A 22,234-nucleotide genomic window follows, 5' to 3' on the forward strand; every position below is an offset into this window, starting at 1 on the left:
GGATCAGACGCTGACGCCGAAGTCCTGCGCGATGCCCGCCAGACCCGAGGCGTAACCCTGGCCGACCGCGCGGAACTTCCACTCCGCGCCGTTGCGGTAGAGCTCGCCGAAGACCATGGCGGTCTCGGTGGCCGCGTCCTCCGAGAGGTCGTAGCGGGCGATCTCGGCGCCGCCGGCCTGGTTCACGATGCGGATGTAGGCGTTGCGGACCTGGCCGAAGTTCTGCGAGCGGTTCTCCGCGTCGTAGATGGAGACCGGGAAGACGATCTTCTCGACGTCGGCGGGGAGGCCCGCCAGGTTGACGTTGATCGCCTCGTCGTCGCCGGCGCCCTCACCCGTCGTGTTGTCACCGGTGTGGACGATGGTCTGGTCGGGGGTCTGCTTGTTGTTGAAGAAGACGAAGTGGGAGTCCGAATAGACCTTGCCCTGGGGGTTGACCGCGATGGCCGAGGCGTCGAGGTCGAAGTCGGTGCCCGTGGTGGTGCGGACATCCCAGCCGAGGCCCACGGTGACGGCCGTCAGGCCCGGTGCCTCCTTGGTGAGCGAGACGTTGCCACCCTTGGACAGGCTTACAGCCATTGTTGGGAGTCCCTTCCCTCGTGACGTACGGGCTTCGTACTGGGGACGAAGCTACCGTCACCTCTATGAACGCCAAGGGGGGTACTCGAGGTTCCGTCTGTCTTTACCTTTTTTACCCGGACCCCCCTCTTCACCCGGAGAGACGCGTTTCACCCGGAGAGACGTCGTTCACCCCGAGAGACACCGAAAAACGGGTGACGCGGACCGGCCGGGCACGCGACCATGAACACATGTCCGGTCCCTATGTCATCCGCGGCTCCGTCTCCCTGCCCGAGGCCGAGCTGATCTGGCGTTTCTCGCGTTCCGGCGGGCCGGGCGGGCAGCACGTCAACACCAGCGACACACAGGTCGAGCTCCGGTTCGACCTCGCGAACACCGAGGCGCTGCCGCCCGTGTGGAAGGACCGTGCCCTCGCGAAACTGGAGGGGCGGCTCGTCGACGGGGTCATCAGCGTCCGGTCGTCCGAGCATCGCTCCCAGTGGCGCAACCGCGAGACGGCGGCCGTGCGCCTCGCCTCCCTTCTCGCCGAGGCCACCGCGCCGCCGCCCAAGCCGCGCCGCGCCACCCGTATCCCCCGGGGCATCAACGAACGCCGCCTGCGCGAGAAGAAGCAGCGCTCCGACACCAAGCGCGGCCGCACCGGCCGCGACTGGGGCTAGACCCGGCCCCGCCCCGCTCTCCGGCCCGCCTGTCACATCTTCGTCGCGGGGTCCGTCACTTCCATGACGGCCCGCGACAAGGAGTGGTGACCAGCGATGAGCGACAGCGCCCACGAGGACTTCCCGAAGGACGCGCGGACGGCGGACGGCGGGGGAGCGCACGCGCGCGACGGTATCGAGTTCCTCGCCGCGCGGTTCGAGAGCCACCGCAGCCGGCTGCGCGCCGTCGCCTACCGCATGCTCGGCTCGTTCGCCGAGGCCGACGACGCCGTGCAGGAGGCGTGGCTGAGGCTCAGCCGCGCCGACGCGAGCGGGGTCGGCAATCTCGGGGGCTGGCTGACGACCGTGGTGGGCCGGGTCTGCCTGGACATGTTGCGATCGCGCAGGACCCGCGGGGAGGAACCGCTGGAGAAGGCGGCGGAGTGGCAGGGGGTGCGGATGCCCGATCCGGTGCTCAGTCCGCTCAGCGGGGTCGACCCGGAGCAGGAGGCGCTGATCGCCGACTCGGTCGGTCTCGCGCTGCTCGTCGTCCTGGAGACGCTGACGCCCGCCGAGCGGCTCTCCTTCGTTCTGCACGACCTGTTCGCCGTGCCCTTCGACGAGATCGCGACCGTCCTGGGCCGGACGCCCGCGGCCTCCCGCCAGCTCGCCAGCCGGGCCCGGCGCCGGGTACAGGGCGGCGCGCCGGTGTCGGACGCCGATCCGGCCCAGCAGCGGGAGGTCGTCGAGGCGTTTCTCGCGGCGGCCCGCGAAGGGGACCTGGAGGCGCTCGTCGCCGTCCTGGACCCCGATGTCGTCGCCCGCTCCGACCGGGGTGTGACGGCCGGTGCCGTCGCCGTGGCCTCCAACGCGAGCGCCTTCGCGGACCTGGCCCACATCGCGCGGCCCGCCCTCGTGAACGGCGTCGCGGGTGTCGTGGTGGTCGTCGAGGGACGCCCGGTCGGTGTTCTCGCCTTCACAGTCGTACACGGCCGGATCGCCGTGATCGACATCGTCAACGACCCGGAGCGACTGGCGGTTCTCGACGTCACCGTCCTGGATCGCTGAGCCGGCCGGTCCGGCGGTCGGGCGGGCCCTGCGGGAGCGGCTCGCCGGGAGGCCGGCTCAGCCCAGTTGCCGGTAGCGGCCCTTGAAGTACGCGAGGGGGCCGCCGTCGGCGCTCGGCACGTGGGCCGTCAGGACGCGGCCGATGACGAGGGTGTGGTCGCCCGCGGGGATCCGCTGTTCGGTGCGGCACTCCAGGGTCGCCAGGGCGCCGCCCATCAGGAGCGCCCCGGACGTCTCGCCGCGGACGTAGGGGAGGTCCTCGAAGAGGAGCCGGTCGCTGATCCGGCCCTTCATGGAGAAGCGGCCGGCGATGTGGCGCTGGCTCTCCGAGAGCACGGAGACGCCCCACAGGGGCTGTTCGTCGAGCAGGTCGTCCATCCGCGAACCCTCGCGCAGGCTGACGAGGACGAGCGGCGGGTCCAGGGAGACGGACATGAACGCGGTCGCGGTCATGCCGACGTCCTCGCGGCCCGGTCCGTCCGGCGCCAGCGCGGGCTCATGGGCGGTCACCAGGACCACACCCGCGGCCAGCCGGGTCATGGCGGCGCGGAACTCGTCGTTGCTCACCCCCTCAGCATGCACGGACGGGGTGACGGGAAGGGCAGGGGAAGTCGTGAGCACGCCGAAACGCTAGTCTCCGCTCCGGGGACGGCGCATCGGACCTCGGCCCGAGCCGGGACCTAGGTCCGGGGACGGAGAGCCGCCCAGGACGGCGCCGGGAACGGTGCCCGCCCCGGTGCCGGAGCCGGCGCCGGACACGGAGGCGGGATGGGGCGGGGTGGACGGAAGCGGAGACGGGGACGGCCGTACTCTCATCCGTACTCATTCAGTGAGCGCAAGAGTGCACAGGTTCTGCACAGTCGTCCAATAATGCATTCGGTAAACGCACACTGAAATGCAGAAACTCCACTCAATTGCTCAGGTTCTGCTGTGACTTGAGTCACAGGGCTCATATTTTGTTGACCCTGTGTACCGAGTGGGGAGCGCGCTGTGATTCAGTGGCGGGGGTGTTACGCAGGAAGCTACCAAGCAGTACGGCGCGAAGCGGTTCACCGGAAGCGCCGAGCAGTCAGCACGGAACCGATCAGCACCTAGTACGCCGAGAGAACCCTGGAGTTGCTGCGAGGTCTCGAGGGGAGGGCGAATGGAGACCGAGTCGGAGCCCTACGTCCGTCTTGCGACCCTGCGGCAGCTGCACCAGGTGATGGCGGACATGAACACCGCCCGCAGCCTGGCCGACACGCTGCAGACCGTCGCCGACGGCGTGGTCACCGGGCTCGGCTACGAGCTGGCCTGCGTCAACCTCGTACGCCCCGACGGCGACCTCGTGGTCGCCGCTCTCGCCGGGAACTCCGCCGCCGAAGCCCTCATCACCGGCCGCGTCGGCTCCCGTGCCTCCTGGGACCGCCGGCTGACCATGGGCGAGGCCTGGGGCGACCTGCGGTTCATACCGCACACCGAGGGCTGGGTCCTCGACGAGGACGACGTACCGCAGTGGTACACCGACGGTCCCGCGCCCCGCTTCGAGGACGAGTGGCACCCCTCCGACCGCCTCTTCGCGCCGATGTACACCCCGAGTGTCTCCGGCAGCGGCGGCAGCGGCGGCGGCAAGGGCGGCAGCGGCCACGGCGAGCTGATCGGCGTGCTGTCGGTGGACCGGCCGCGCAACGGCCGCAGGCCGGGCGCCTGGGGACGGGAGGCGCTCCAGATGTACGCCTTCCAGGCCGCCATCGCGATCAGCAACGCGCGTCTACGTGCGAATATGCAGCGCGCCCTGGTCCGTCTGGAGCGCGACCAGCAGGCCCTGCGCGCCAGCGAGGAGTCCTTCCGGCAGGCCTTCGAGTACGCCCCCTCCGGCATGGCGATCGCCGAGATGGGCGGCGATCAGCACGGCCGCATCCTGCGCACCAACGACGCCCTGTGCCGGCTCCTCGGTCGGCCCGCCTCCGCGATGCGCCGCTACTCCTTCTCCGACCTCGTGCACCCCGAGGACATCGGCACGCTGCTGCGGACCTCCGCCGAGGGCGGCCGCGCCGAGCTGCGGCTCGGGCGCCGTGACGGCACCTACGTCTGGGTCCATCTGCGCAACTCCGTCGTCGCGGACGCCGCCGACGGCCCCCGCTTCCTGCTCACCCATGTCGAGGACATAGAGGACCGCAAGCGCCGTGAGCTCCAGCTCGCGCACCGCGCCTCGCACGACGCCCTCACCGGCCTGCCCAACTCCGCCGAGCTGCGATCCCGGCTCGGCGCCCGGCTCTGCCAGCGCCCGCAGTCCCTGCCGCCCGGCGCGGTCGCCTCGCTGGACGCGGCGTACGGGCACGGGGACTTCGCGGAGCCGGCGTCCGGCGAGTACGACGACAACGGCCACCCCGCCTACGACGGGAACGGGCACGGCTTCGACTTCCGCGCCGGCGTCGAGGCGTTCGACGCCTTCGACCACCATGTGCACACCAGCGCCCCGGAGGGGGAGACGGACGACGGCGCCAAGGGGCTCGCGGTGCTCTTCTGCGACCTCGACGGCTTCAAGTCGATCAACGACCGGTTCGGGCACAACGCGGGTGACGAGGTTCTCATCGAGGTCGCCCGCCGGCTCACCCACGGGGTCCGGGACGGCGACACGGTGGCCCGGCTCGGCGGCGACGAGTTCGTGGTGCTCGCCGACGGTCTCGGCCGGGCGGACGCCCAGGACCTCGCCGTCCGCCTGCGGAACGCGATCATCCCTCCCATCAGGGTCGATGGGCGGGCCGTCCGCGTGGGCGCGAGTTTCGGCATCGGGTGGGCGCACTGTGGCATGACGGCGGACGAGGTGTTGAAATCCGCTGACGAACGGATGTACGTGGAGAAACGTTCGCGTCCCAAACAGCACCGGCGTGCGGGATAAGACACAGGTCAGTAGGTTGATGCGGTGGATGCCCCCCGTTCGGCCCAGCGAAACCGGGTAGGCTCGCCAATCATTCGTGTACCGCATCAGAACCGCACCCGCTGAGGAGACCAAGGGATGACGCCCGGCAACAACGGCGCGAGCACGCCCGAGGACGACGACCCGTTCGGCTATCTCTACGCCGACGGTCAGGCCAACGGAGCCACGCCGCCCTCTGGAGGCGGCGGCTACGGCTACCCGGGCTCGGTCAACCGGGTGCGGGCGGTCGGCGAGCGCAAGTACGGTCAGCAGACCGCTCAGGGCACCTACGGCCAGCAGGCCGCCCCCACCGCCCCGTACGGCCAGGTGCCGCAGCAGGGCGGCTACGGCCAGCCCAGCGCGCACTACGGCGCGCCCGAGACCGTTCCCGGCGGCGCGCAGACGGCGCGCACGCCGATGCCCGGTCACGGTGACGGTGGTGGCCGCGGTCGCGGCCCCAACACCAAGGGCCTCCTCATCGGCGCGATCGCCGTGGTCGCGGCCGTCGTGATCGGCATCGCCGTCGCCATGACGGGCGGCGGGGACGGCGACAAGGGCGGCGACCAGGCGGGCTCGACCCCGTCGACCTCCCAGAGCGCGTCCCCGAGCGAGACGACGACGAAGGCGCCCGGCGCCGCCGTGGCACTCCCCAAGATCGACGCGAAGGCACTCAACCTGGGCACCGGCGTGACGACGGCGTCCGACGTCCAGGGCGCCAAGGCGGACGGCGGGGTGTACGTCACGGGGTTCAACAACGTCGGCGCGTCCATCACGTGGAGCGTCAACGGAATCACCAAGGCCGGCAAGTACACGCTGTCCGTCAACTACGGCGTGCCCGGCAAGGACGCCAACGCCACGCTCACCGTGAACGGCACGCCCCAGGACCGCCCGCTCAACTTGAAGAACTTCGCCAATGCCCCCGAGGGCGACTACGCGAAGGGGTGGACCAACACCTGGGCGGACATCACCCTCAACAAGGGCACCAACACCATTCAGATCTCCTGCGGGCAGGGCAACCAGTGCGACGTCAACTTCGACCAGCTCTGGTTGGAAGCGGGCTGGAAGTAGGCGGGCCGGCAGCGGCCTGCTGAGGGGCGTCACGACAGCGAGGCTGCCGTGGCGCCCCTCAGTCGTTCAGGCCGGGCGATCCGGACACACGTCGCGGGGCCGAGTCACGCCGCCGTCGTGTCCGCCGTCACGGCGATCCGGTCGAGCAGGCTCTCGTACAGCGGGCGGTCGAACTCGCCCGCCGTGGGCGCCGCCACGGTCGCCGTCGACAGGGCGACGGCGCGGGCGAGACGGGCCGGCCAGGGAAGCTTCTCGACCAGGCCCGACAGCAGGCCCGCGACGGCCGAGTCGCCCGCGCCGGTCGGGTTGCCGCGGGCGCGGACGGGCGGGGTGGCGCGCCAGCGGCCATCGGGCGTGTGGGCGAGCAGCCCGTCCGCGCCGAGGGAGGCGACCACCGCGTGGGCGCCGCGCCGTCGGGCGTTCCGGGTGGCCTGCAACGGTTCGTGGGAGCCCGTGAGTTCGGCGAGTTCGTCGGCGTTCGGCTTGACGATGTCGGGGCGGGCGGCGACGCCCCGGCGCAGCGGTTCGCCGCTGGTGTCCAGCAGCACCGGCACGGCCAAGGTGCGCGCGGTGCGGACGAGTTGGGCGTAGGCGCCGACCGGGACCCCCGGCGGCAGGCTGCCGCACAGGGCCACCGCCGAGGCGGAGCGCAGCAGATGCTCGTACGTCTCCTGGAAGGCCGACCACTCGGCGGGGGTTATCGCCGGTCCCGGTTCGTTGAGCTGGGTCGTGTCACCGGTGGTCGTGTCGACCACGGCTATCGTGCGGCGCGTCGATCCCTCGACCGGGACGAGCGCGTCCACCACCCCGGCGGTACCGGCCAGTTGGTCCCGCACGGTGCGGCCGGTCGCGCCGCCCGTGAAACCGGTGACCGTCACCTCGTGGCCGAGCGCGGCGAGCACCCGCGCCACGTTCAGGCCCTTGCCGCCCGGGCGTTCGGTCACCTCGCTCACCCGGTGTGAGCTGTGCGGACGCAGTGCCCGCACGCGATAGGTGATGTCGAGAGCGGTGTTCAGCGTGACCGTGAGGATCACCTGGGCCGACCTCCCCCGAAGAAGTGTGTGTGACGTGGACGCCTCTCGGGCGCCCGCCGGTGGTTCCGGAGGCTCGATCATGCCAAACGCAACGGCGGTCGGCCCAGTCCCCCCGGGTCAACCGCCGTCGGCAACAATGGTGTGAATCACCCTAGTCGGGGATCGACCACCCATTCTCCGCCACGCATCACGCCCTTGAGCGCGAAGTCGGCGTCCAGGACCACGAGGTCCGCGTCCTTGCCCGGTTCCAGGGAGCCCACCCGGTCGTACCGGCCCAGCAGGCGGGCGGGGTTGGCGCAGATGGCCGCCACGACGTCCTCGACCGGCAGCCTGTCGACCGTGACGGCGCGCTGGAAGGCGCGGTCGAGGGTGAGGGTGGAGCCCGCGATCGAACCGCCCTCCACCAGGCGGGCGACGCCGTCGGCGACCTCGACCTCCAGCGGGCCGAGCATGTAGCGGCCGTCGCCGAAGCCCGCCGCGTCCATCGCGTCGGTGATGAACGCGACCCGGCCGGGACCGGCGTGATGGAACGCCAGCTCCAGCGAGGCGGGGTGCAGATGCGTGCCGTCGTTGATCAGCTCGACGGTGATCCGCTCGTCCTCCAGGAGGGCGGCGATGGGGCCCGGCGCGCGGTGTCCGAGCGCCGGCATCGCGTTGAACAGGTGCGTCGCCACGGTCGCGCCCGCGTCGATGGCCGCCTTCGTCTGCTCGTACGACGCGTCGGTGTGCCCGATCGCGGCGATCACCCCGTGTTCGGCGAGCAGGCGTACGGAGTCGAGGCCGCCCGGCAGTTCGGGGGCGAGCGTGACCATGGCGGCCCGGCCGCGCGCCGCGTCGATCAGCTTGCGGACCTCCGCCGGGTCCGGGTCGCGCAGCAGCTCCTCGGAGTGCGCGCCCTTGCGGCAGGGCGAGATGAACGGGCCCTCGAAGTGGATGCCCGCGATATCGCCCTGCTCGGCCAGTTCGGAGAGCATCCCGGCGCGCTCGGCGAGGCCGTGCATGTCACCGGTGACCGTCGAGGCGACGACGGTCGTGGTGCCGTGCAGACGGTGGGTGTGGATGCCCCGCAGGACGTCCTCGACCGTTCCCGAGGTGAAGGAGGCGCCACCACCGCCGTGGTTGTGGATGTCGACGAAGCCGGGGACCACCCAGTGGCCGGACAGGTCGATCACCGGCGTGTCCGCGGGGGCTCCCCCAAGGACTCCGGCAGGTTGTGCCGAGGGGTCACCCGCGTCGGCGATCCGCGGACCGTCGATGATCACGCGGCCGTCGTGCACGATCCCGGTGGGCAGTACCACCCGGGCGCCGGCGAGAACCTTGCTAGGGGCCATCGGGTGGTTACCTCCGGGGAGTCGTAGAAGTGGTGTTCAGGAGGTCCCGGGCGAGGAGCCCGGCACCGAGGCAACCGGCGGTGTCCCCGAGGGCCGCGGGGACGATCGACGGCAGCTTCTGGAAGGTGACGCGGAGTTCGACCGCGGCCCGCAGCGGCGTGAACAAGGTTTCCCCCGCCTCGGCGAGCCCGCCACCGATGATCAGGGTGCGCGGGTCCAGCAGGGTGAGCGCGGTGACCAGGCCGTCGGCGAGCGCGTCGACGGCCTCCTGCCAGACGGCCCGCGCCCTCGGGTCGCCCGACGCGACGGCCTTGGCGCAGTCCGCCGCGTCCGCCTCCGGGTCGCCGGACGCCTCGGCCCAGGCCTGGCTGACGGCCGACGCGGAGGCGAAGCGTTCGAGACAGCCGCGCTGCCCGCAGGGACACGGGGTCCCGCCGGGCCGTACGACGATGTGGCCGATCTCGCCCGCGAAGCCGTGCGCGCCCTCCTCGACGCTGCCGTCGATGCCGATGGCTCCCGCTATGCCGGTGCCCAGCGGGACGAAGAGGAAGCGGTCCGCTCCCCGGCCTGCCCCGATCCGGCCCTCCGCGAGCCCGCCCGTGCGCACGTCGTGCCCGAGCGCGACGGGCACACCGCCGAGGCGCTCGCCGAGCAGCCGGCGCAGCGGGACGTCGCGCCAGCCGAGGTTGGCGGCGAAGACGGCGATGCCGTTCCTGGCGTCGACGATGCCGGGGACGGCGACTCCGGCGGCCAGGGCGCTCTCGCCGAGGTGCTCCTCGCCGTAGGCGCGCAGCTCGGCGGCGAAGTCGAGGATCTCCTCGACGACGGCGTCGGGCCCGCGCTCGCGGCCGGTCGCCCGGCGGGCCTGGTACAGCAGCGCGGGGTGCCCGGGGGTCCGCGGCGGCGGCACGTCGGGGCGGCCCGGGGAAGGCTCGGTGTCCACCCCGACGAGGGCGGCCTTCATCCCGGTGCCGCCCACATCGAGGGCGATGACATGTCTCACGGGGGACAGTGTCGCCCTTTACCCCTAGAGAGGTCTAGTCCACTCGCGTGGTGCAGGCCTTATGTCCGCATTCCGAGGCGCATGCGACAACGGATGCGACAACGGATGCGACAACGGATGCGACAACGGATGCGACAACGGCTGCGGCAACGGCTGCGGCAGACGCAGGCCCGGTCCCTGTTCCGGTGCCCGTCCCCGGCGCCTGTCGGTGCCGGGGACTACCGTGCTGTCCATGGAAGAGCTGCCCGCGCGCGAACGGAGCATTCTCGCCCTGGAGCGCCGCGGCTTCTCCGGCCCCGGTGCCAAGGAGCGCGCCATACGCGAGAAGCTGGGCCTCGCCCCGGTCCGCTACTACCAGCTTCTCAACGCGCTGCTGAACGACCCGAGGGCCCTCGCGCACGATCCCGTCACGGTGAACAGGCTCCGCCGGGTACGGGAGGCCCGCCGGGACGAGCGGTGAGGGCCGGCGGCGGGACCGGGCGGCGGGACCGAGGCATTCCGGCCGAAAGGACCCCCGCTCGGCCATGAGTCAGAGGTGCGTCCGCCGCCACCCGGATAGGGTCGCCCCATGGGCAGCCACCCCGAATCCAAGGACTCCTTGCCGGCCCCGGTGACCCCCGCCGGGCGCGACGCTCTGGAAGCGATCCTCACGCGCCCCGCCCGGACGGTCGTCGCACTCGACTTCGACGGAACCCTCGCCCCCATCGTCCCCGACCCCGACCGGGCCCGCGCGCACCCCGACGCGGTCCCCGCCCTCGCGGCGCTCGCCCCCAAGGTCGCCTCCGTCGCCGTGGTCACCGGCCGCCCGGCCGGTGTGGCCGTGCGCCACGGCGGCTTCGCGGGCGTCCCCGGCCTTGAGCACCTCGTCGTCCTCGGCCACTACGGCGCCGAGCGCTGGGACGCGGTGAGCGGCACGGTCACCGCCCCCGCCCCGCACCCCGGTGTGGCCGCCGTCCGCGCCGAACTGCCGGGGTTCCTCGACCGGATCGGCGCCTGGCAGGGCACCTGGATCGAGGAGAAGGGCCGCGCCGTCGCCGTGCACACGCGCCGCGCCGAGGACCCCCAGGCCGCCTTCGAGGCGCTCCGGGAGCCGCTGGCCGAACTGGCCACTCGGCACGGCCTGATCGTCGAGCCCGGCCGCATGGTCCTGGAGCTGCGCCCGCCCGGCATGGACAAGGGCGTCGCCCTCATGGAGTACGTCCGGGAGATCGGCGCCGAGGCCGTCCTGTACGCCGGTGACGACCTGGGCGACCTGCCCGCCTTCGCCGCCGTCGACAAGCTCCGCTCCGACGGGGTCCCCGGACTCCTGGTGTGCAGCGGCAGTTCCGAGGTCGGCGAACTCGCCGAACGGGCCGACCTGGTGGTGGACGGCCCCGCCGGAGTCGTCCACCTGCTCGCCGCTCTCGCGGCCCACCTCACCTGACCCGGCCGCTCGCCGCCTGAGCGGGCGGGTGGGCCGCAAGCTGGTTTCGCCCCTCCGCCCCTCCGCCCCTCCGCCCCTACCCGTCCCGCCCCTGGGGGCTCCGCCCCCGGACCCCCGCTCCTCAAACGCCGGAGGGGCTGAGATTTCCCCGGCCGGGGCTGAAAATCGCAGCCGCAGCCGGGATCCAGCCGGAGGGGCTGGACCGTGCTCAGGTCTCCAGTGCCTGGAGCTGGTCCAGGAACCACTGGGCCGGCGGCAGGGCGGTGGCCGCGGCGGCCAGCCGCTTGGTGCGCTCGGCCCGCTCGCCCGGCTGCATGCCGAGCGCCTCGTGCAGCGCCCGCGCCGTACCGATCACGTCGTACGGGTTCACCGGGATCGCGTCCTCGCCCAGCTCCTCGTACGCCCCGGCCTCCCGCGAGAGCACCAGCACACAGCCCTCGTCGGAGACGACCGGGACCTCCTTGGCGACGAGGTTCATGCCGTCCCTGATGGGGTTGACGAGGGCGACGTCGGCCAGTCGGTACGCGGCGAGCGAGCGCGCGAAGTCGTCCTTCACGTGCAGCACCACCGGGGTCCAACCCGGCGTCCCGTACCGGGAGTTGATCTCGTCGGCGACCCGCTGCACCTCGGCCGTGTAGTCCCGGTACACGGCCAGGTCCTGCCGCGAGGGATAGGCGAACGCCACATGGACGACCCGCTCGCGCCACTCCGGGTGCTCGTCGAGGAGCTGCCGGTACGCCAGCATCCCCCGCACGATGTTCTTGGACAGTTCGGTCCGGTCGACGCGTACGACGGTCCTGCGGCCCTCGCCGATCTCCTCGCGCAGCGCGGCCATCCGCTCCTCGACGTCCGCCCGGTGCGAGCGCTCGCGCAGGAACTCGGCGTCCGCGCCGAGGCCGTGCACACCGACGCGGGTCCGGCGGGGCGGGCCGCCGTCCAGGTGCTCGACCGCGGGCGCGGCGTCCGAGGGCGGGGTCACGCGGTAGCGCTCGGGGTCGACCTCGCCCGCGCAGCGCATGAAGGCCGCCGCCCACCGCCAGGTCAGGAACGCCACCCGGTCGGCGCCGAGCATGCCGTCCAGCAGCTCCGCGCGGATGTCGTCGGGGAGCATCCGGAAGTAGTCCTCGGGTGCCCACGGGGTGTGGGAGAAGTGGCCGATGCGCAGGTCGGGGCGCAGCTCGCGGAGCATCCCCGGCACCAGGCACAGGTGGTAGTCCTGGACCAGCACGGAGGCGCCGTCGGCGGCCTCCTCGGCCAGCGCCTCGGCGAAGGCGCGGTTGTAGGTCCGGTACGACGCCCACTGGCGCCGGAACTCCGCGTCGAAGACCGGCTCCAGCGGGGTCTGGTACAGCATGTGGTGGACGAACCACAGCACGGAGTTGGCGATGCCGTTGTACGCGTCGGCGTGCACCTCGGCGTCGATGGCGAGCATCCGCACGCCGTCCTCGCCGACTCCGCGCCGTACGGCCTCCCGGTCGCCGTCGCCGAGGGCGGAACACACCCATAGGGCGCCCGCGTCCGGCCCGATCGCCGAGAGTCCCGAGACGAGACCACCGCCGCCGCGCCGGGCGTGCAGCGAGTCGTCCTCCCGTACCTCGTAGGTGATCGGGCCGCGGTTGGACGCGACCAGAATCCGGTGGGCACCGTGCGTTGAAGCCATGCCTCGAAACCTAGCCCCGTGTCGAAACGCTCAAACGTTCACTTCGGCCGTATGCGGCCGCGGTCGGTCGGTCCTGCCTACGCGGCCTTGCGCCGCTGGTACTCGGAGATTTCGGTCATCGGTGGCCTTTCCTCCGTGTCGACCGAGTACGTGCGCGGCTGGAAACCGTCCCGGCCGCGCTCGAACTGGGTGAGGGCGGGTCGGATCAGATGGCCGCGCGCCAGCCGGAGCTGGGCGGTGCGGTAGATCGCGGCGGCCATTCGGCCGAGCGCCTGGCCGTCCTGGTGGCGGTGCTTGCGCACCCCGACGTCGACCTGGGCGAGCGCGTCCAGGCCCACCAGGTGCAGGGCGTCGACGAGCATGCCCAGTTCCACGCCGTAGCCGACGGGGAACGGGAGCTGTTCGAGCAGTGAGCGGCGGGCCGCGTACTCGCCGCCGAGCGGCTGGACGAAGCCCGCGAGCTGCGGCCAGTGCATGTTCAGCAGAGGGCGGGCCATCAGCTCGGTGACCCGGCCGCCCTGGCCGGTGGCGCCGCCCAGCGGACGGTCGTACATGGCCTTGACCAGATCGACGCCGGGATCGGTGAGCAGCGGGCCCACGATGCCGGAGACGAAGTCGGACGAGAACTCCTTGAGGTCCGCGTCGATGAAACAGACGATGTCCCCGCTCGTCACGAGCAGCGACCTCCACAGCACCTCGCCCTTGCCGGGCACGGCCGGGATCCGCGGGAGGATGTCGTCGCGGTGCACGACGCGCGCGCCCGCGGCGGCGGCGACCGCGGAGGTGCGGTCCGTCGAGCCCGAGTCGACGACGACGATCTCGTCGACGAGGGGCACCTGCTGCATCAGGTCGTGGCGGATGATCGCGACGATCTCGCCGACCGTCTCCTCCTCGTTGAGCGCGGGCAGCACGACACTGACCGTCGACCCGGTGATGCGTTTGGCGGCCATGAGCCGGTGGAGGGGGCGGTCGGTCACGGACCAGGAGCGTGTGCTCAGCCAGCTTTCGACTTCTTTCAGCACGGTCTGCGGCTCCTCACTGTCTGATCACACGCTCTCATCGGCGTGCCCGCTGCGGCCAGCGGCAGATCGATTGCCGTCGTCTCGCGGTTCGGACGACTATCTCAACTGTCCTGGCCTTCGGTTACAGTCTTGAACAACGCGGATGACCATCGCATGTCCTGGATCATCGGCATGTATCGCGTTCAACAGTTCAACAATCAAATACCGCTCATCCAGAGGGGCAGAGGGATACGGCCCGATGAAGCCCCGGCAACCCTCCAGCCGGTCTCGTACCGATCGATGTCGATCGCGTCGCGAGGCTCCCGGCTCGGGAAGGTGCCAAATCCGTCTCACGGCGAAGTGCGTCGTGAGGAAGATGAGGAAAGGGCCTCGCCTCCATGGCTGCGCAGACAGATGCAAGTACCACGAACTCCGCCGAAGCGGTGGACCTCGGCCCGGCCGCGGCGCTTTCCTGCCGCGAGTGCGGACACCGCGTCCCGCTCGGCCCGGTCTTCGCCTGCGAGGAGTGTTTCGGCCCGCTGGAGATCGCCTACGACTTCTCGGCCTACGAAACCGAAGAGCTCCGCAAGCGCATCGAAGCGGGACCCGCGAACATCTGGCGCTACGCGCCCCTCCTGCCCGTCCCCGCGGACGTGGCCGACAAGCCGAACATCAACCCCGGCTGGACCAAGCTCGTCCAGGCCGACAACCTGGCCCGCGAGCTGGGTGTCGACACCGGAAAGCTGTTCGTCAAGGACGATTCCGGCAACCCGACGCACTCCTTCAAGGACCGCGTCGTCGCCCAGGCCATCGAAGCGGCCCGCGCCTTCGGCTTCACCACCCTCTCCTGCTCCTCCACCGGCAACCTCGCCGGCGCCGTGGGCGCCGCGGCGGCCCGCGCCGGCTTCCGCTCCTGCGTGTTCATCCCGCACGACCTGGAGCAGGGCAAGGTCGTCATGGCCGCGGTCTACGGCGGCGAGCTGGTCGGCATCCAGGGCAACTACGACGACGTGAACCGCTTCTGCTCCGAGCTGATCGGCGACCCGGCCGGCGAGGGCTGGGGCTTCGTCAACGTCAACCTGCGGCCGTACTACGCCGAGGGCTCCAAGACGCTGGCCTACGAGATCTGCGAGCAGCTCGGCTGGAAGCTCCCCGACCAGCTCGTCGTGCCGATCGCCTCCGGCTCCCAGCTCACGAAGGTCGACAAGGGCCTCCAGGAGCTCATCAAGCTCGGGCTCGTCGAGGACAAGCCCTACAAGATCTTCGGCGCCCAGGCCGAGGGCTGCTCCCCGGTGTCCGTCGCCTACAAGGCAGGACACGACGTCGTACGGCCGCAGAAGCCGGACACCATCGCCAAGTCGCTTGCCATCGGCAACCCCGCGGACGGGCCGTACGTGCTCGACATCGCGCGGCGCACCGGCGGTGCGGTGGAGGACGTGAACGACGAGCAGATCGTCGACGCGATCAAGCTGCTCGCGCGCACCGAGGGCATCTTCGCGGAGACGGCCGGCGGGGTGACCGTGGGCGTCACGCGCAAGCTGATCGAGAACGGTCTCCTGGACCCGACCCTGACCACTGTCGTGCTGAACACCGGCGACGGCCTCAAGACCCTGGACGCGGTGGCCTCGGACACCGGGCTGACCGCGACCATCCGCCCGAACCTCGACTCCTTCCGAGAGGCTGGCCTCGCATCATGAGCGTCAACGTCCGCATCCCCACCATCCTGCGCACCTACACCGGTGGCGCCGCCGAGGTGACGGCCGAGGGCACGACCCTCGCCGAGGTCATCGGTGACCTGGAGAAGAACCACACGGGCATCGCCGCGCGCGTCCTGGACGACCAGGGCAAGCTGCGCCGCTTCGTCAACGTGTACGTCAACGACGACGACGTGCGGTTCGAGCAGGGTCTGGAGACGGCGACCCCGGACGGTGTGGGCGTCTCGATCATTCCGGCCGTCGCCGGGGGCTGATCGTTACCCTCGGTAATGCCGAACACGCAGAGTTCATCGAATTGCCCCCTCCGTGAGAGAAACGGAGGGGGCAATTCTGTATGGTTGAGGGCGCTACAGTTGGGGAAGCGACTTCGCTTTCGATGTTGGTTCCATGCCGGACGCATATGAGTACCCGTTCGGCGGCCGACAAGAAGTAGCCAAACTGCCTCCCCTTTATGGGTTGTTTATGGCATTTACGGGGCCCGAATTGCCCTGAATCCTTGCGGTCCCTCCGCATATCATTGATCAGCCATGCCCAGAATTCTCGTCCGATTGACCTGTTGCAGAGGGCAGTTGGACAGATACATTCAGCCGCGGTCGACGCGTTCCGGCGCACACCCCCAACCATTGGGGGGTGAGGTCTGACCCGGATCCGCGAAGTGTGGATCTGTGCAAGGGCCAGTAATAGGGGAGTTAGGCATGGCTCAGGGCACCGTCAAGTGGTTCAACGCGGAGAAGGGGTACGGCTTCATCGCGGTCGACGGTGGTGCGGACGTCTTCGTGCACTACAGCGCGATTCAGATGGACGGCTACCGCACCCTTGAAGAGGGTCAGCGAGTGGAGTTCGAAATCTCGCAGGGCCAGAAGGGTCCGCAGGCGGACATGGTCAAACTCGCCGTCTAGTCCGGGCGCGAACGGCCACCGACGCACTCACGCCGAGGGGCCCGCATCCCACCAGGGATGCGGGCCCCTCGTGCGTCCCCGGCGCCCTTCCCCTGTCTCGTGCGCGCCCGCGCGCCCGCGAGCGCCCCCCGTGCGAGGGCCGCACCCGGAGGGCTGTCTGGAGGGCGCTCGATGGGCTCGCTTCGCGAGCACACCTTGCTCCCGCCCGTCGCCCGACCGTCACCCCTCAACGAGCTAGCTTCGCGAGCACACCTTGCACTCGGCGGGGTCGAGTGCTAATCATTGGCGTTAGCACTCTCCCAGTGAGAGTGACAGAACTTGGATCGGGTCAGCGAGGCCCGCGGGCCTGTGGGGCAAGGAACCACAGGGCTCGCAGGCCGTCCGTCGCGGGCGCGGGCACGATCCGGAGAAATCCACCCCGTCCGGGAGGACCACTTCACATGGCCAAGATCATCGCGTTCGACGAGGAGGCACGGCGCGGTCTCGAGCGCGGGATGAACCAGCTCGCCGACGCCGTCAAGGTCACCCTCGGCCCCAAGGGCCGTAACGTCGTCCTCGAGAAGAAGTGGGGCGCGCCCACGATCACCAACGATGGTGTTTCCATCGCCAAGGAGATCGAGCTCGAGGACCCGTACGAGAAGATCGGCGCCGAGCTGGTCAAGGAAGTCGCCAAGAAGACGGACGACGTCGCCGGCGACGGTACGACCACGGCGACCGTGCTGGCCCAGGCGCTCGTGCGCGAGGGTCTGCGCAACGTCGCCGCCGGCGCCAACCCGATGGCTCTCAAGCGCGGTATCGAGAAGGCCGTCGAGGCCGTCTCCGGTGCCCTCCTCGAGCAGGCCAAGGATGTCGAGACCAAGGAGCAGATCGCTTCCACGGCCTCCATCTCCGCCGCCGACACCCAGATCGGCGAGCTCATCGCCGAGGCGATGGACAAGGTCGGCAAGGAAGGCGTCATCACCGTCGAGGAGTCCCAGACCTTCGGTCTGGAGCTGGAGCTCACCGAGGGTATGCGCTTCGACAAGGGCTACATCTCGGCGTACTTCGCCACCGACATGGAGCGTATGGAGGCCGTCCTCGACGACCCGTACATCCTGATCGCGAACTCCAAGATCGCGAACGTCAAGGACCTGCTCCCGCTCCTCGAGAAGGTCATGCAGGGCGGCAAGCCGCTGCTGATCATCGCCGAGGACGTCGAGGGCGAGGCCCTGTCGACCCTGGTCGTCAACAAGATCCGTGGCACCTTCAAGTCCGTCGCCGTCAAGGCCCCGGGCTTCGGTGACCGCCGCAAGGCCATGCTCGGCGACATCGCCATCCTCACGGGCGGCGAGGTCATCTCCGAGGAGGTCGGCCTCAAGCTGGAGAACGCGGGTCTGGACCTGCTGGGCCGTGCCCGCAAGGTCGTCATCACCAAGGACGAGACCACGATCGTCGACGGCTCCGGCTCTGCCGACCAGGTCGCCGGCCGGGTCAACCAGATCCGTGCCGAGATCGAGAACTCGGACTCGGACTACGACCGCGAGAAGCTCCAGGAGCGTCTGGCGAAGCTGGCCGGCGGCGTGGCCGTCATCAAGGCCGGTGCCGCCACCGAGGTCGAGCTCAAGGAGCGCAAGCACCGCATCGAGGACGCCGTTCGCAACGCGAAGGCGGCCGTCGAGGAGGGCATCGTCGCCGGTGGTGGCGTGGCCCTGCTCCAGGCTTCCTCGGTGTTCGAGAAGCTCGAGCTCACGGGTGACGAGGCGACCGGCGCCAACGCCGTGCGTCTGGCCCTGGAGGCCCCGCTCAAGCAGATCGCCGTCAACGGTGGTCTCGAGGGTGGCGTCATCGTCGAGAAGGTGCGCAACCTGCCCGTCGGTCACGGCCTGAACGCCGCGACCGGTGAGTACGTCGACATGATCGCCGAAGGCATCATCGACCCGGCGAAGGTGACGCGCTCTGCCCTGCAGAACGCCGCCTCCATCGCCGCGCTGTTCCTGACCACCGAGGCCGTCATCGCCGACAAGCCGGAGAAGGCCGCCGCCGGCGGCGCTCCGGGCGGCATGCCGGGCGGTGACATGGACTTCTGATCGACCTCTGGTTGATCTGCGTCCTTACCGAGGGCGGCATCCCCTGCTACGGCGGGGGGTGCCGCCCTCGGGCGTTTCCCGCTCTTCCCGCTCCCCGCGTGCCCCGCGTTTTCTGTGGGTCCCCGGTGAGCGTGGTCCGGATCACAGCGACAGGTTCCGGCACGGCGGAATGCCCTGCCCGGCGGGGCGGTTGACGCTGAGGAGCAGTTGATGCATGTGCACATACCGCACGGGATCTCCTGCCTCGCCGACCACTCGACGTCATATCGACCACCTGTTCGAGGAGCCCCCACGTGACCGCTGACGCCGCGTCCCGCGCAGCCGAGATCCTTTCCCGTCCCGTCTCGATCAACGGCCTGACCGTCCCGAACCGGATCGCCATGGCCCCGATGACCCGGATGTTCTCGCCGGGCGGTGTACCGGGGGAGAACGTCGTCGGCTACTACGCCCGCCGCGCCGCCGCGGGCGTGGGCCTCATCGTGACCGAGGGAACGTACGTCGGCCACGACTCGGCCGGACAGAGCAACGACGTGCCGCGCTTCCACGGCGAGGACCAGCTCGCCGGCTGGACGAACGTCGCCGACGCCGTGCACGCGGCGGGCGGCACGATCGTCCCGCAGCTCTGGCACATCGGCATGGTCCGCAAGGCGGGCGAGCCGCCCTTCGCCGACGCCCCGCCCGTCGGCCCCTCCGGCCTCTACAAGGAGGGCGCCGAGGTCACCGGCAAGAGCATGACCCAGCAGGACCTCGACGACGTCATCGAGGCGTTCGCCAAGGCTGCCGCCGACGCCGAGCGCATCGGCTTCGACGGTGTCGAACTGCACGGCGCCCACGGCTACCTGCTCGACCAGTTCCACTGGGCGGGCACCAACCGGCGCGAGGACGCGTACGGCGGCGACCCGGTGGCCCGTACGCAGTTCTCGGCGGAGATCGTCGCCGCGGTGCGCGCGGCGGTCTCGCCCGAGTTCCCGGTCATCTTCCGCTACTCGCAGTGGAAGCAGCAGGCCTACGACGCCCGGCTCGCCGAGACCCCGGAGGAGCTGGAGGCGATCCTCGCCCCGCTCGCCGCCGCCGGAGTGGACTCCTTCCACGCCTCCACGCGCCGCTACTGGGTGCCCGAGTTCGACGGTTCCGACCTCAACCTCGCCGGCTGGACGAAGAAGCTGACGGGCAAGCCCACCATCACGGTCGGCTCGGTCGGCCTGGACGGCGACTTCATCAAGGCCTTCGCGGGCGAGGGTTCCCCGGTCAAGGGCATCGACGACCTCCTCGACCGCATGGAGCGCGACGAGTTCGACCTCGTCGCCGTCGGCCGCGCGCTGCTCCAGGACCCCGAGTGGGCCGCGAAGGTCCTGGCCGGCCGCTTCGACGACCTGGCCCCGTACGACGCCGCCGCGCTGGGTTCGCTCAGCTGAGCCGAGCCGACTCACTGACCTTGCTGTCCCGGAGGGACGGCGCCCGCTGTGACGCGGGCGCCGTCCCTTTTCCGGTCAGCCGGTCGTGCCGAGGTGACCGACGAAGGTGCCCCAGGCGGCGGCCCCGAAGGTGATCACCGGCCCGAGCGGATTCTTGGAGTCCCGGACGGGGACGAGGCTGGGGTGACCGTCGGCGACTTCGAGGCAGTCGCCGCCCTGGCCTCCGCTGTAGCTGGACTTGCGCCAGCGAGCGACTTCGAGGCAGTCGCCGCCGCTGCCGCCGCTGTAACTGGACTTGTACCAGGTGGCGGTGGTCAGGTCGTTCTCACGGGTGTGGGTCTCCATGTTCGTAATCCTGCGCCACGGATTCGATCAGGGCCAGGGAGTCCTGAGGCGAAAGCGCCTCCGCCTGAAGGAGGTTGAACATCAGGGTGTGTCGGGCGACCGTGCCCGGGTCATCCAGCAGCTTGCCCATGTCGGGTGCCTCGACGAAGGAGAGTGTCGGTGCGTCCTCGAATTGCATGAGTTTGAGTGGACCGTCCATCGACGCGTGTGCCCCAGAGCCGAACGGCAGCACCTGCGCGAGGATCCGGTGCCGTCGGATCAGCGCGGTCAGGTGACGCAGGGCCTCCGCCATCACTCCGGTTCCGCCCACCTCTCGGCGCAGCACCGCCTCGTCCAGAACCGCCCACAACAGCGGCGTTGTTGGATCGTCGAGCAAATGCGCACGCTCCAGCCGGGCAGCCACCAACTCGTCGATGACGTCCTTCGTCGCCGTCGGCCGGTACGCGCGGAAGACTGCTCGCGCGTACTCCGGCGTCTGCAACAGGCCCGGGATCAGCAGCGCCGCGTACTGCCTGATCGCCGTAGCGATCGCCTCCGCCTCCGCCGCCTCGGCGAAGTGGTCCGGGTACCTCGACTTGGCGAGGGCGGCGCAGTTGCGGGTGAAGAACCCGTTCGTCCCCAGGATCTCGTCTATCTGGACGGCGTACTCAAGCTGCAACCGCCGTGTCCCCGACTCCAGTTGGCCGATGAAGGAACCGCTGACGAAGAGCGGTTCGCCCAGTTCGGCCTGGCTGAGGCCGGCGTTCTCGCGGGCGTGCCGCAACTCCGCGCCGATCATGGCGCGGGGTGAGGAGGACGGATCGAGGTCCTTGGGTCCGGGCATGGCAACTCCCTGTCGCACAGGAGGGGTTGTTGGAGCGCCGACTCTGGCCAGGCTAGAGGGGTTTCGGTCACGCTGGGTGGTGAATGCGAACACTCAGCGTGGAAGGTGCGGTGCGATGGAGATGACGTCGAGCAAGCGCGTGCGGCCGACGGAGGAGATCGTCGAGGAGCTGCGGGCGGCACTGACCGGGGTCGGTGTGGTGCTGCCCTCGCTGCGGGTCGATCCGGTGACCGGCGCGAGCGACGAACCCTTCGCCCTCGTCGCGCTCGGCCGCTGCAACGTGGGCACCGCCCAGAAGCTGGCCGCCGTACTGCGCGCGTGCGGCACCGGCGACGGTGGTGGCGAGGCGTGAGCGCGGAGTACGCCGTCGACGTGCGGGACGGACGGCTCGGCCAGGTGATGGGGCGCGAGGGCGGCCTCGTACAACTGCGGCCGCCCGGCGGCGGTTGCGAGTGGGACTGTCCCGAGGAGGCCCTCGGGGAGGCGCCGCCGGGGGAGGTACTGCGGGAACGGGTGCGACGGCTCAACGCGGAGGGACGCCTGCCGTGACCCCGGGCCAGGGGCGGGCCGGGTCTCCGGCGGGCTTGCTCGCGGATCTGTTGGCGAGTTCCCCCGGCGCTCCAGGACCGTTCGCCTACAGGTTCCCCATCGGCTCGATGTCCACCTTCACCGGCGTGCCCCAGATGCGGAGCACCTCGTAGTCGGTGAACTCGTGGACGAGGCGGTAGGCCATGCCGGGGCGGGGGGCGTGGCGTTCGGCGGCGAGGTAGCGCTCGGCTTCGTGGCGGTCGCGACGGGGGGTGCCGCAGAGGTGCCACTCCTGGCCGCTCCAGACCTCCGGGAGCCAGCGCTGCTGGGGCTGGGGGCGGTCGGCGCGGACTCCGTAGCGGGTCATCGTGCGGTCGGGCAGCTCGTCAGGGGCGGGCGCCCGGCCGTGCGCGTACGCGTCGTTCACCTCGGTGCGGCGGGCGGTGCGGCGGCGGGTCTCGCAGAGCAGACAGCGGTCCGGGGCGCTCTCGTCCACCGGGCCGTTCGGATGCTCGGCGCAGCGGGTGGTCGGCTTGGCCGTTGCGACCGTCTCGTCGAGCAGGCTCAGGGCCCGCTTCAGGTCCGCCTTGACCTCGTGCAGCTTGGCGTCGGGGGTGTCGGTGCTCAGGGCGTCGCCGTGCTCCCCGAGCACCCGCAGGGCGCGGCCCAGTTCGGCCAGCTGTGCGTGGTTCATGCTCCCAGCCTCGCACGTGCCACCGACAGTCCGGCCGGGACAGGT

The 22,234-nt window shown here is 70.7% G+C and carries 23 protein-coding genes and 1 riboswitch; of the genes, 13 read left to right on the plus strand and 10 right to left on the minus strand.

The features are described 5' to 3' along the window. Positions 1 to 3: 3 nt before the first annotated feature. Positions 4 to 579 (minus strand): TerD family protein, encoded by a 576-nt coding sequence (locus ACIQRL_RS10935; RefSeq protein ID WP_328554824.1) that lies wholly within the window; start codon positions 577 to 579, stop codon positions 4 to 6. Positions 580 to 809: 230 nt separating this feature from the next. Here ACIQRL_RS10935 and arfB point away from each other — a divergent pair, with 230 nt between their 5' ends. Further along, positions 810 to 1,238, plus strand: a complete 429-nt coding sequence (gene arfB, locus ACIQRL_RS10940; protein WP_389070316.1) for an alternative ribosome rescue aminoacyl-tRNA hydrolase ArfB — start codon at positions 810 to 812, stop codon at positions 1,236 to 1,238. A 96-nt stretch (positions 1,239 to 1,334) separates the two neighbouring features. Further along, the gene (locus tag ACIQRL_RS10945) at positions 1,335 to 2,285 is read left to right on the plus strand and encodes a sigma-70 family RNA polymerase sigma factor (RefSeq protein ID WP_401329921.1); all 951 of its coding nucleotides are present in this window, start codon (positions 1,335 to 1,337) and stop codon (positions 2,283 to 2,285) included. Positions 2,286 to 2,342: 57 nt separating this feature from the next. Here the strand turns inward: ACIQRL_RS10945 and ACIQRL_RS10950 are convergent, their stop codons facing one another. Continuing rightward, positions 2,343 to 2,825, minus strand: a complete 483-nt coding sequence (locus tag ACIQRL_RS10950) for a flavin reductase family protein (protein WP_401330800.1) — start codon at positions 2,823 to 2,825, stop codon at positions 2,343 to 2,345. A gap of 604 nt (positions 2,826 to 3,429) precedes the next feature. On the opposite strand from ACIQRL_RS10950, the gene cdgB reads away from it, so the two are divergent. After that, complete coding sequence (cdgB, locus tag ACIQRL_RS10955; protein ID WP_401329923.1) at positions 3,430 to 5,166, plus strand: diguanylate cyclase CdgB; 1,737 nt, start codon at positions 3,430 to 3,432, stop codon at positions 5,164 to 5,166. A 117-nt stretch (positions 5,167 to 5,283) separates the two neighbouring features. Further along, a complete protein-coding gene (locus ACIQRL_RS10960) occupies positions 5,284 to 6,252 on the plus strand; it encodes a carbohydrate-binding protein (protein ID WP_401329925.1) in 969 nt (322 codons plus the stop codon). Between the two features lie 104 nt (positions 6,253 to 6,356). Here the strand turns inward: ACIQRL_RS10960 and ACIQRL_RS10965 are convergent, their stop codons facing one another. The 3 genes from ACIQRL_RS10965 to ACIQRL_RS10975 all read right to left on the minus strand — a co-directional run bounded on the left by ACIQRL_RS10965 (position 6,357) and on the right by ACIQRL_RS10975 (position 9,620). Beyond that, positions 6,357 to 7,286: a 1-phosphofructokinase family hexose kinase gene (locus ACIQRL_RS10965; RefSeq protein WP_401329928.1), complete on the minus strand. Its 930-nt coding sequence runs from the start codon at positions 7,284 to 7,286 to the stop codon at positions 6,357 to 6,359. Positions 7,287 to 7,432: 146 nt separating this feature from the next. Continuing rightward, complete coding sequence (gene nagA / locus ACIQRL_RS10970) at positions 7,433 to 8,617, minus strand: N-acetylglucosamine-6-phosphate deacetylase (RefSeq protein WP_401329930.1); 1,185 nt, start codon at positions 8,615 to 8,617, stop codon at positions 7,433 to 7,435. Between the two features lie 7 nt (positions 8,618 to 8,624). After that, a complete protein-coding gene (locus tag ACIQRL_RS10975) occupies positions 8,625 to 9,620 on the minus strand; it encodes an ROK family protein (protein ID WP_401329933.1) in 996 nt (331 codons plus the stop codon). 232 nt (positions 9,621 to 9,852) lie between these two features. Here ACIQRL_RS10975 and ACIQRL_RS10980 point away from each other — a divergent pair, with 232 nt between their 5' ends. Both ACIQRL_RS10980 and otsB read left to right on the plus strand, forming a co-directional pair. Continuing rightward, positions 9,853 to 10,080: a DUF3263 domain-containing protein gene (locus ACIQRL_RS10980; RefSeq protein WP_401329936.1), complete on the plus strand. Its 228-nt coding sequence runs from the start codon at positions 9,853 to 9,855 to the stop codon at positions 10,078 to 10,080. Between the two features lie 108 nt (positions 10,081 to 10,188). Beyond that, positions 10,189 to 11,043 (plus strand): trehalose-phosphatase, encoded by an 855-nt coding sequence (gene otsB, locus ACIQRL_RS10985; protein WP_401329937.1) that lies wholly within the window; start codon positions 10,189 to 10,191, stop codon positions 11,041 to 11,043. Between the two features lie 208 nt (positions 11,044 to 11,251). On the opposite strand, the gene ACIQRL_RS10990 is transcribed toward otsB, so the two are convergent. Beyond that, entirely contained in the window at positions 11,252 to 12,703 is a 1,452-nt protein-coding gene (locus tag ACIQRL_RS10990) for a trehalose-6-phosphate synthase (protein ID WP_401329940.1), read from the minus strand. A 77-nt stretch (positions 12,704 to 12,780) separates the two neighbouring features. After that, positions 12,781 to 13,725 (minus strand): glucosyl-3-phosphoglycerate synthase, encoded by a 945-nt coding sequence (locus tag ACIQRL_RS10995; RefSeq protein WP_401329941.1) that lies wholly within the window; start codon positions 13,723 to 13,725, stop codon positions 12,781 to 12,783. A 205-nt stretch (positions 13,726 to 13,930) separates the two neighbouring features. Next, a riboswitch (SAM riboswitch) is annotated at positions 13,931 to 14,087 on the plus strand. Positions 14,088 to 14,102: 15 nt separating this feature from the next. Between ACIQRL_RS10995 and thrC the strand changes: the two genes are divergently transcribed. From thrC to ACIQRL_RS11020, 5 genes are all read left to right on the plus strand, one after another. Continuing rightward, positions 14,103 to 15,401: a threonine synthase gene (gene thrC / locus ACIQRL_RS11000; protein ID WP_401329944.1), complete on the plus strand. Its 1,299-nt coding sequence runs from the start codon at positions 14,103 to 14,105 to the stop codon at positions 15,399 to 15,401. Continuing rightward, the gene (locus ACIQRL_RS11005; protein ID WP_362393058.1) at positions 15,398 to 15,673 is read left to right on the plus strand and encodes a MoaD/ThiS family protein; all 276 of its coding nucleotides are present in this window, start codon (positions 15,398 to 15,400) and stop codon (positions 15,671 to 15,673) included. The genes thrC and ACIQRL_RS11005 overlap by 4 nt, the downstream gene beginning before the upstream one ends. A 441-nt stretch (positions 15,674 to 16,114) precedes the next feature. Continuing rightward, a complete protein-coding gene (locus ACIQRL_RS11010) occupies positions 16,115 to 16,318 on the plus strand; it encodes a cold-shock protein (RefSeq protein WP_005315736.1) in 204 nt (67 codons plus the stop codon). A 440-nt stretch (positions 16,319 to 16,758) separates the two neighbouring features. Then, positions 16,759 to 18,384 carry a chaperonin GroEL gene (groL, locus tag ACIQRL_RS11015; RefSeq protein WP_365871436.1) on the plus strand — a complete coding sequence of 542 codons (1,626 nt, stop codon included), beginning with the start codon at positions 16,759 to 16,761 and terminating at the stop codon, positions 18,382 to 18,384. A 293-nt stretch (positions 18,385 to 18,677) separates the two neighbouring features. Beyond that, positions 18,678 to 19,799, plus strand: coding sequence for an NADH:flavin oxidoreductase (locus tag ACIQRL_RS11020; protein WP_401329947.1), 1,122 nt, complete (start codon positions 18,678 to 18,680; stop codon positions 19,797 to 19,799). Between the two features lie 75 nt (positions 19,800 to 19,874). Here the strand turns inward: ACIQRL_RS11020 and ACIQRL_RS11025 are convergent, their stop codons facing one another. After that, positions 19,875 to 20,144 carry a DUF397 domain-containing protein gene (locus tag ACIQRL_RS11025; protein ID WP_401329948.1) on the minus strand — a complete coding sequence of 90 codons (270 nt, stop codon included), beginning with the start codon at positions 20,142 to 20,144 and terminating at the stop codon, positions 19,875 to 19,877. Continuing rightward, entirely contained in the window at positions 20,125 to 20,967 is an 843-nt protein-coding gene (locus ACIQRL_RS11030; RefSeq protein WP_401329950.1) for a helix-turn-helix domain-containing protein, read from the minus strand. Before ACIQRL_RS11030 ends, ACIQRL_RS11025 begins: the two co-directional genes overlap by 20 nt. 115 nt (positions 20,968 to 21,082) lie before the next feature. Here ACIQRL_RS11030 and ACIQRL_RS11035 point away from each other — a divergent pair, with 115 nt between their 5' ends. Further along, positions 21,083 to 21,319 carry a hypothetical protein gene (locus ACIQRL_RS11035; RefSeq protein ID WP_401329953.1) on the plus strand — a complete coding sequence of 79 codons (237 nt, stop codon included), beginning with the start codon at positions 21,083 to 21,085 and terminating at the stop codon, positions 21,317 to 21,319. Next, entirely contained in the window at positions 21,316 to 21,516 is a 201-nt protein-coding gene (locus ACIQRL_RS11040; RefSeq protein WP_401330867.1) for a hypothetical protein, read from the plus strand. The genes ACIQRL_RS11035 and ACIQRL_RS11040 overlap by 4 nt, the downstream gene beginning before the upstream one ends. 85 nt (positions 21,517 to 21,601) lie before the next feature. On the opposite strand, the gene ACIQRL_RS11045 is transcribed toward ACIQRL_RS11040, so the two are convergent. After that, the gene (locus ACIQRL_RS11045; RefSeq protein ID WP_401329956.1) at positions 21,602 to 22,189 is read right to left on the minus strand and encodes a hypothetical protein; all 588 of its coding nucleotides are present in this window, start codon (positions 22,187 to 22,189) and stop codon (positions 21,602 to 21,604) included. Positions 22,190 to 22,234 lie beyond the last annotated feature (45 nt).

The sequence above is a fragment of the Streptomyces sp. NPDC091209 genome, assembly GCF_044757755.1.
In the GTDB taxonomy this organism is placed as follows: Bacteria; Actinomycetota; Actinomycetes; order Streptomycetales; family Streptomycetaceae; genus Streptomyces.

Coding starts and splice junctions, on each gene's coding strand:
- groL (WP_365871436.1), top strand. CDS start 16,759: ATGGCCAAGATCATCGCGTTCGACGAGGAGGCACGGCGCGGTCTCGAG.
- cdgB (WP_401329923.1), top strand. CDS start 3,430: ATGGAGACCGAGTCGGAGCCCTACGTCCGTCTTGCGACCCTGCGGCAG.
- ACIQRL_RS11025 (WP_401329948.1), bottom strand. CDS start 20,144: ATGGAGACCCACACCCGTGAGAACGACCTGACCACCGCCACCTGGTAC.
- ACIQRL_RS10960 (WP_401329925.1), top strand. CDS start 5,284: ATGACGCCCGGCAACAACGGCGCGAGCACGCCCGAGGACGACGACCCG.
- ACIQRL_RS11010 (WP_005315736.1), top strand. CDS start 16,115: ATGGCTCAGGGCACCGTCAAGTGGTTCAACGCGGAGAAGGGGTACGGC.
- ACIQRL_RS11005 (WP_362393058.1), top strand. CDS start 15,398: ATGAGCGTCAACGTCCGCATCCCCACCATCCTGCGCACCTACACCGGT.
- ACIQRL_RS11045 (WP_401329956.1), bottom strand. CDS start 22,189: ATGAACCACGCACAGCTGGCCGAACTGGGCCGCGCCCTGCGGGTGCTC.
- ACIQRL_RS10950 (WP_401330800.1), bottom strand. CDS start 2,825: ATGACCCGGCTGGCCGCGGGTGTGGTCCTGGTGACCGCCCATGAGCCC.
- arfB (WP_389070316.1), top strand. CDS start 810: ATGTCCGGTCCCTATGTCATCCGCGGCTCCGTCTCCCTGCCCGAGGCC.
- ACIQRL_RS10945 (WP_401329921.1), top strand. CDS start 1,335: ATGAGCGACAGCGCCCACGAGGACTTCCCGAAGGACGCGCGGACGGCG.
- ACIQRL_RS10980 (WP_401329936.1), top strand. CDS start 9,853: ATGGAAGAGCTGCCCGCGCGCGAACGGAGCATTCTCGCCCTGGAGCGC.
- ACIQRL_RS11035 (WP_401329953.1), top strand. CDS start 21,083: ATGGAGATGACGTCGAGCAAGCGCGTGCGGCCGACGGAGGAGATCGTC.
- ACIQRL_RS10935 (WP_328554824.1), bottom strand. CDS start 579: ATGGCTGTAAGCCTGTCCAAGGGTGGCAACGTCTCGCTCACCAAGGAG.
- otsB (WP_401329937.1), top strand. CDS start 10,189: ATGGGCAGCCACCCCGAATCCAAGGACTCCTTGCCGGCCCCGGTGACC.
- nagA (WP_401329930.1), bottom strand. CDS start 8,617: ATGGCCCCTAGCAAGGTTCTCGCCGGCGCCCGGGTGGTACTGCCCACC.
- ACIQRL_RS10990 (WP_401329940.1), bottom strand. CDS start 12,703: ATGGCTTCAACGCACGGTGCCCACCGGATTCTGGTCGCGTCCAACCGC.
- ACIQRL_RS11030 (WP_401329950.1), bottom strand. CDS start 20,967: ATGCCCGGACCCAAGGACCTCGATCCGTCCTCCTCACCCCGCGCCATG.
- thrC (WP_401329944.1), top strand. CDS start 14,103: ATGGCTGCGCAGACAGATGCAAGTACCACGAACTCCGCCGAAGCGGTG.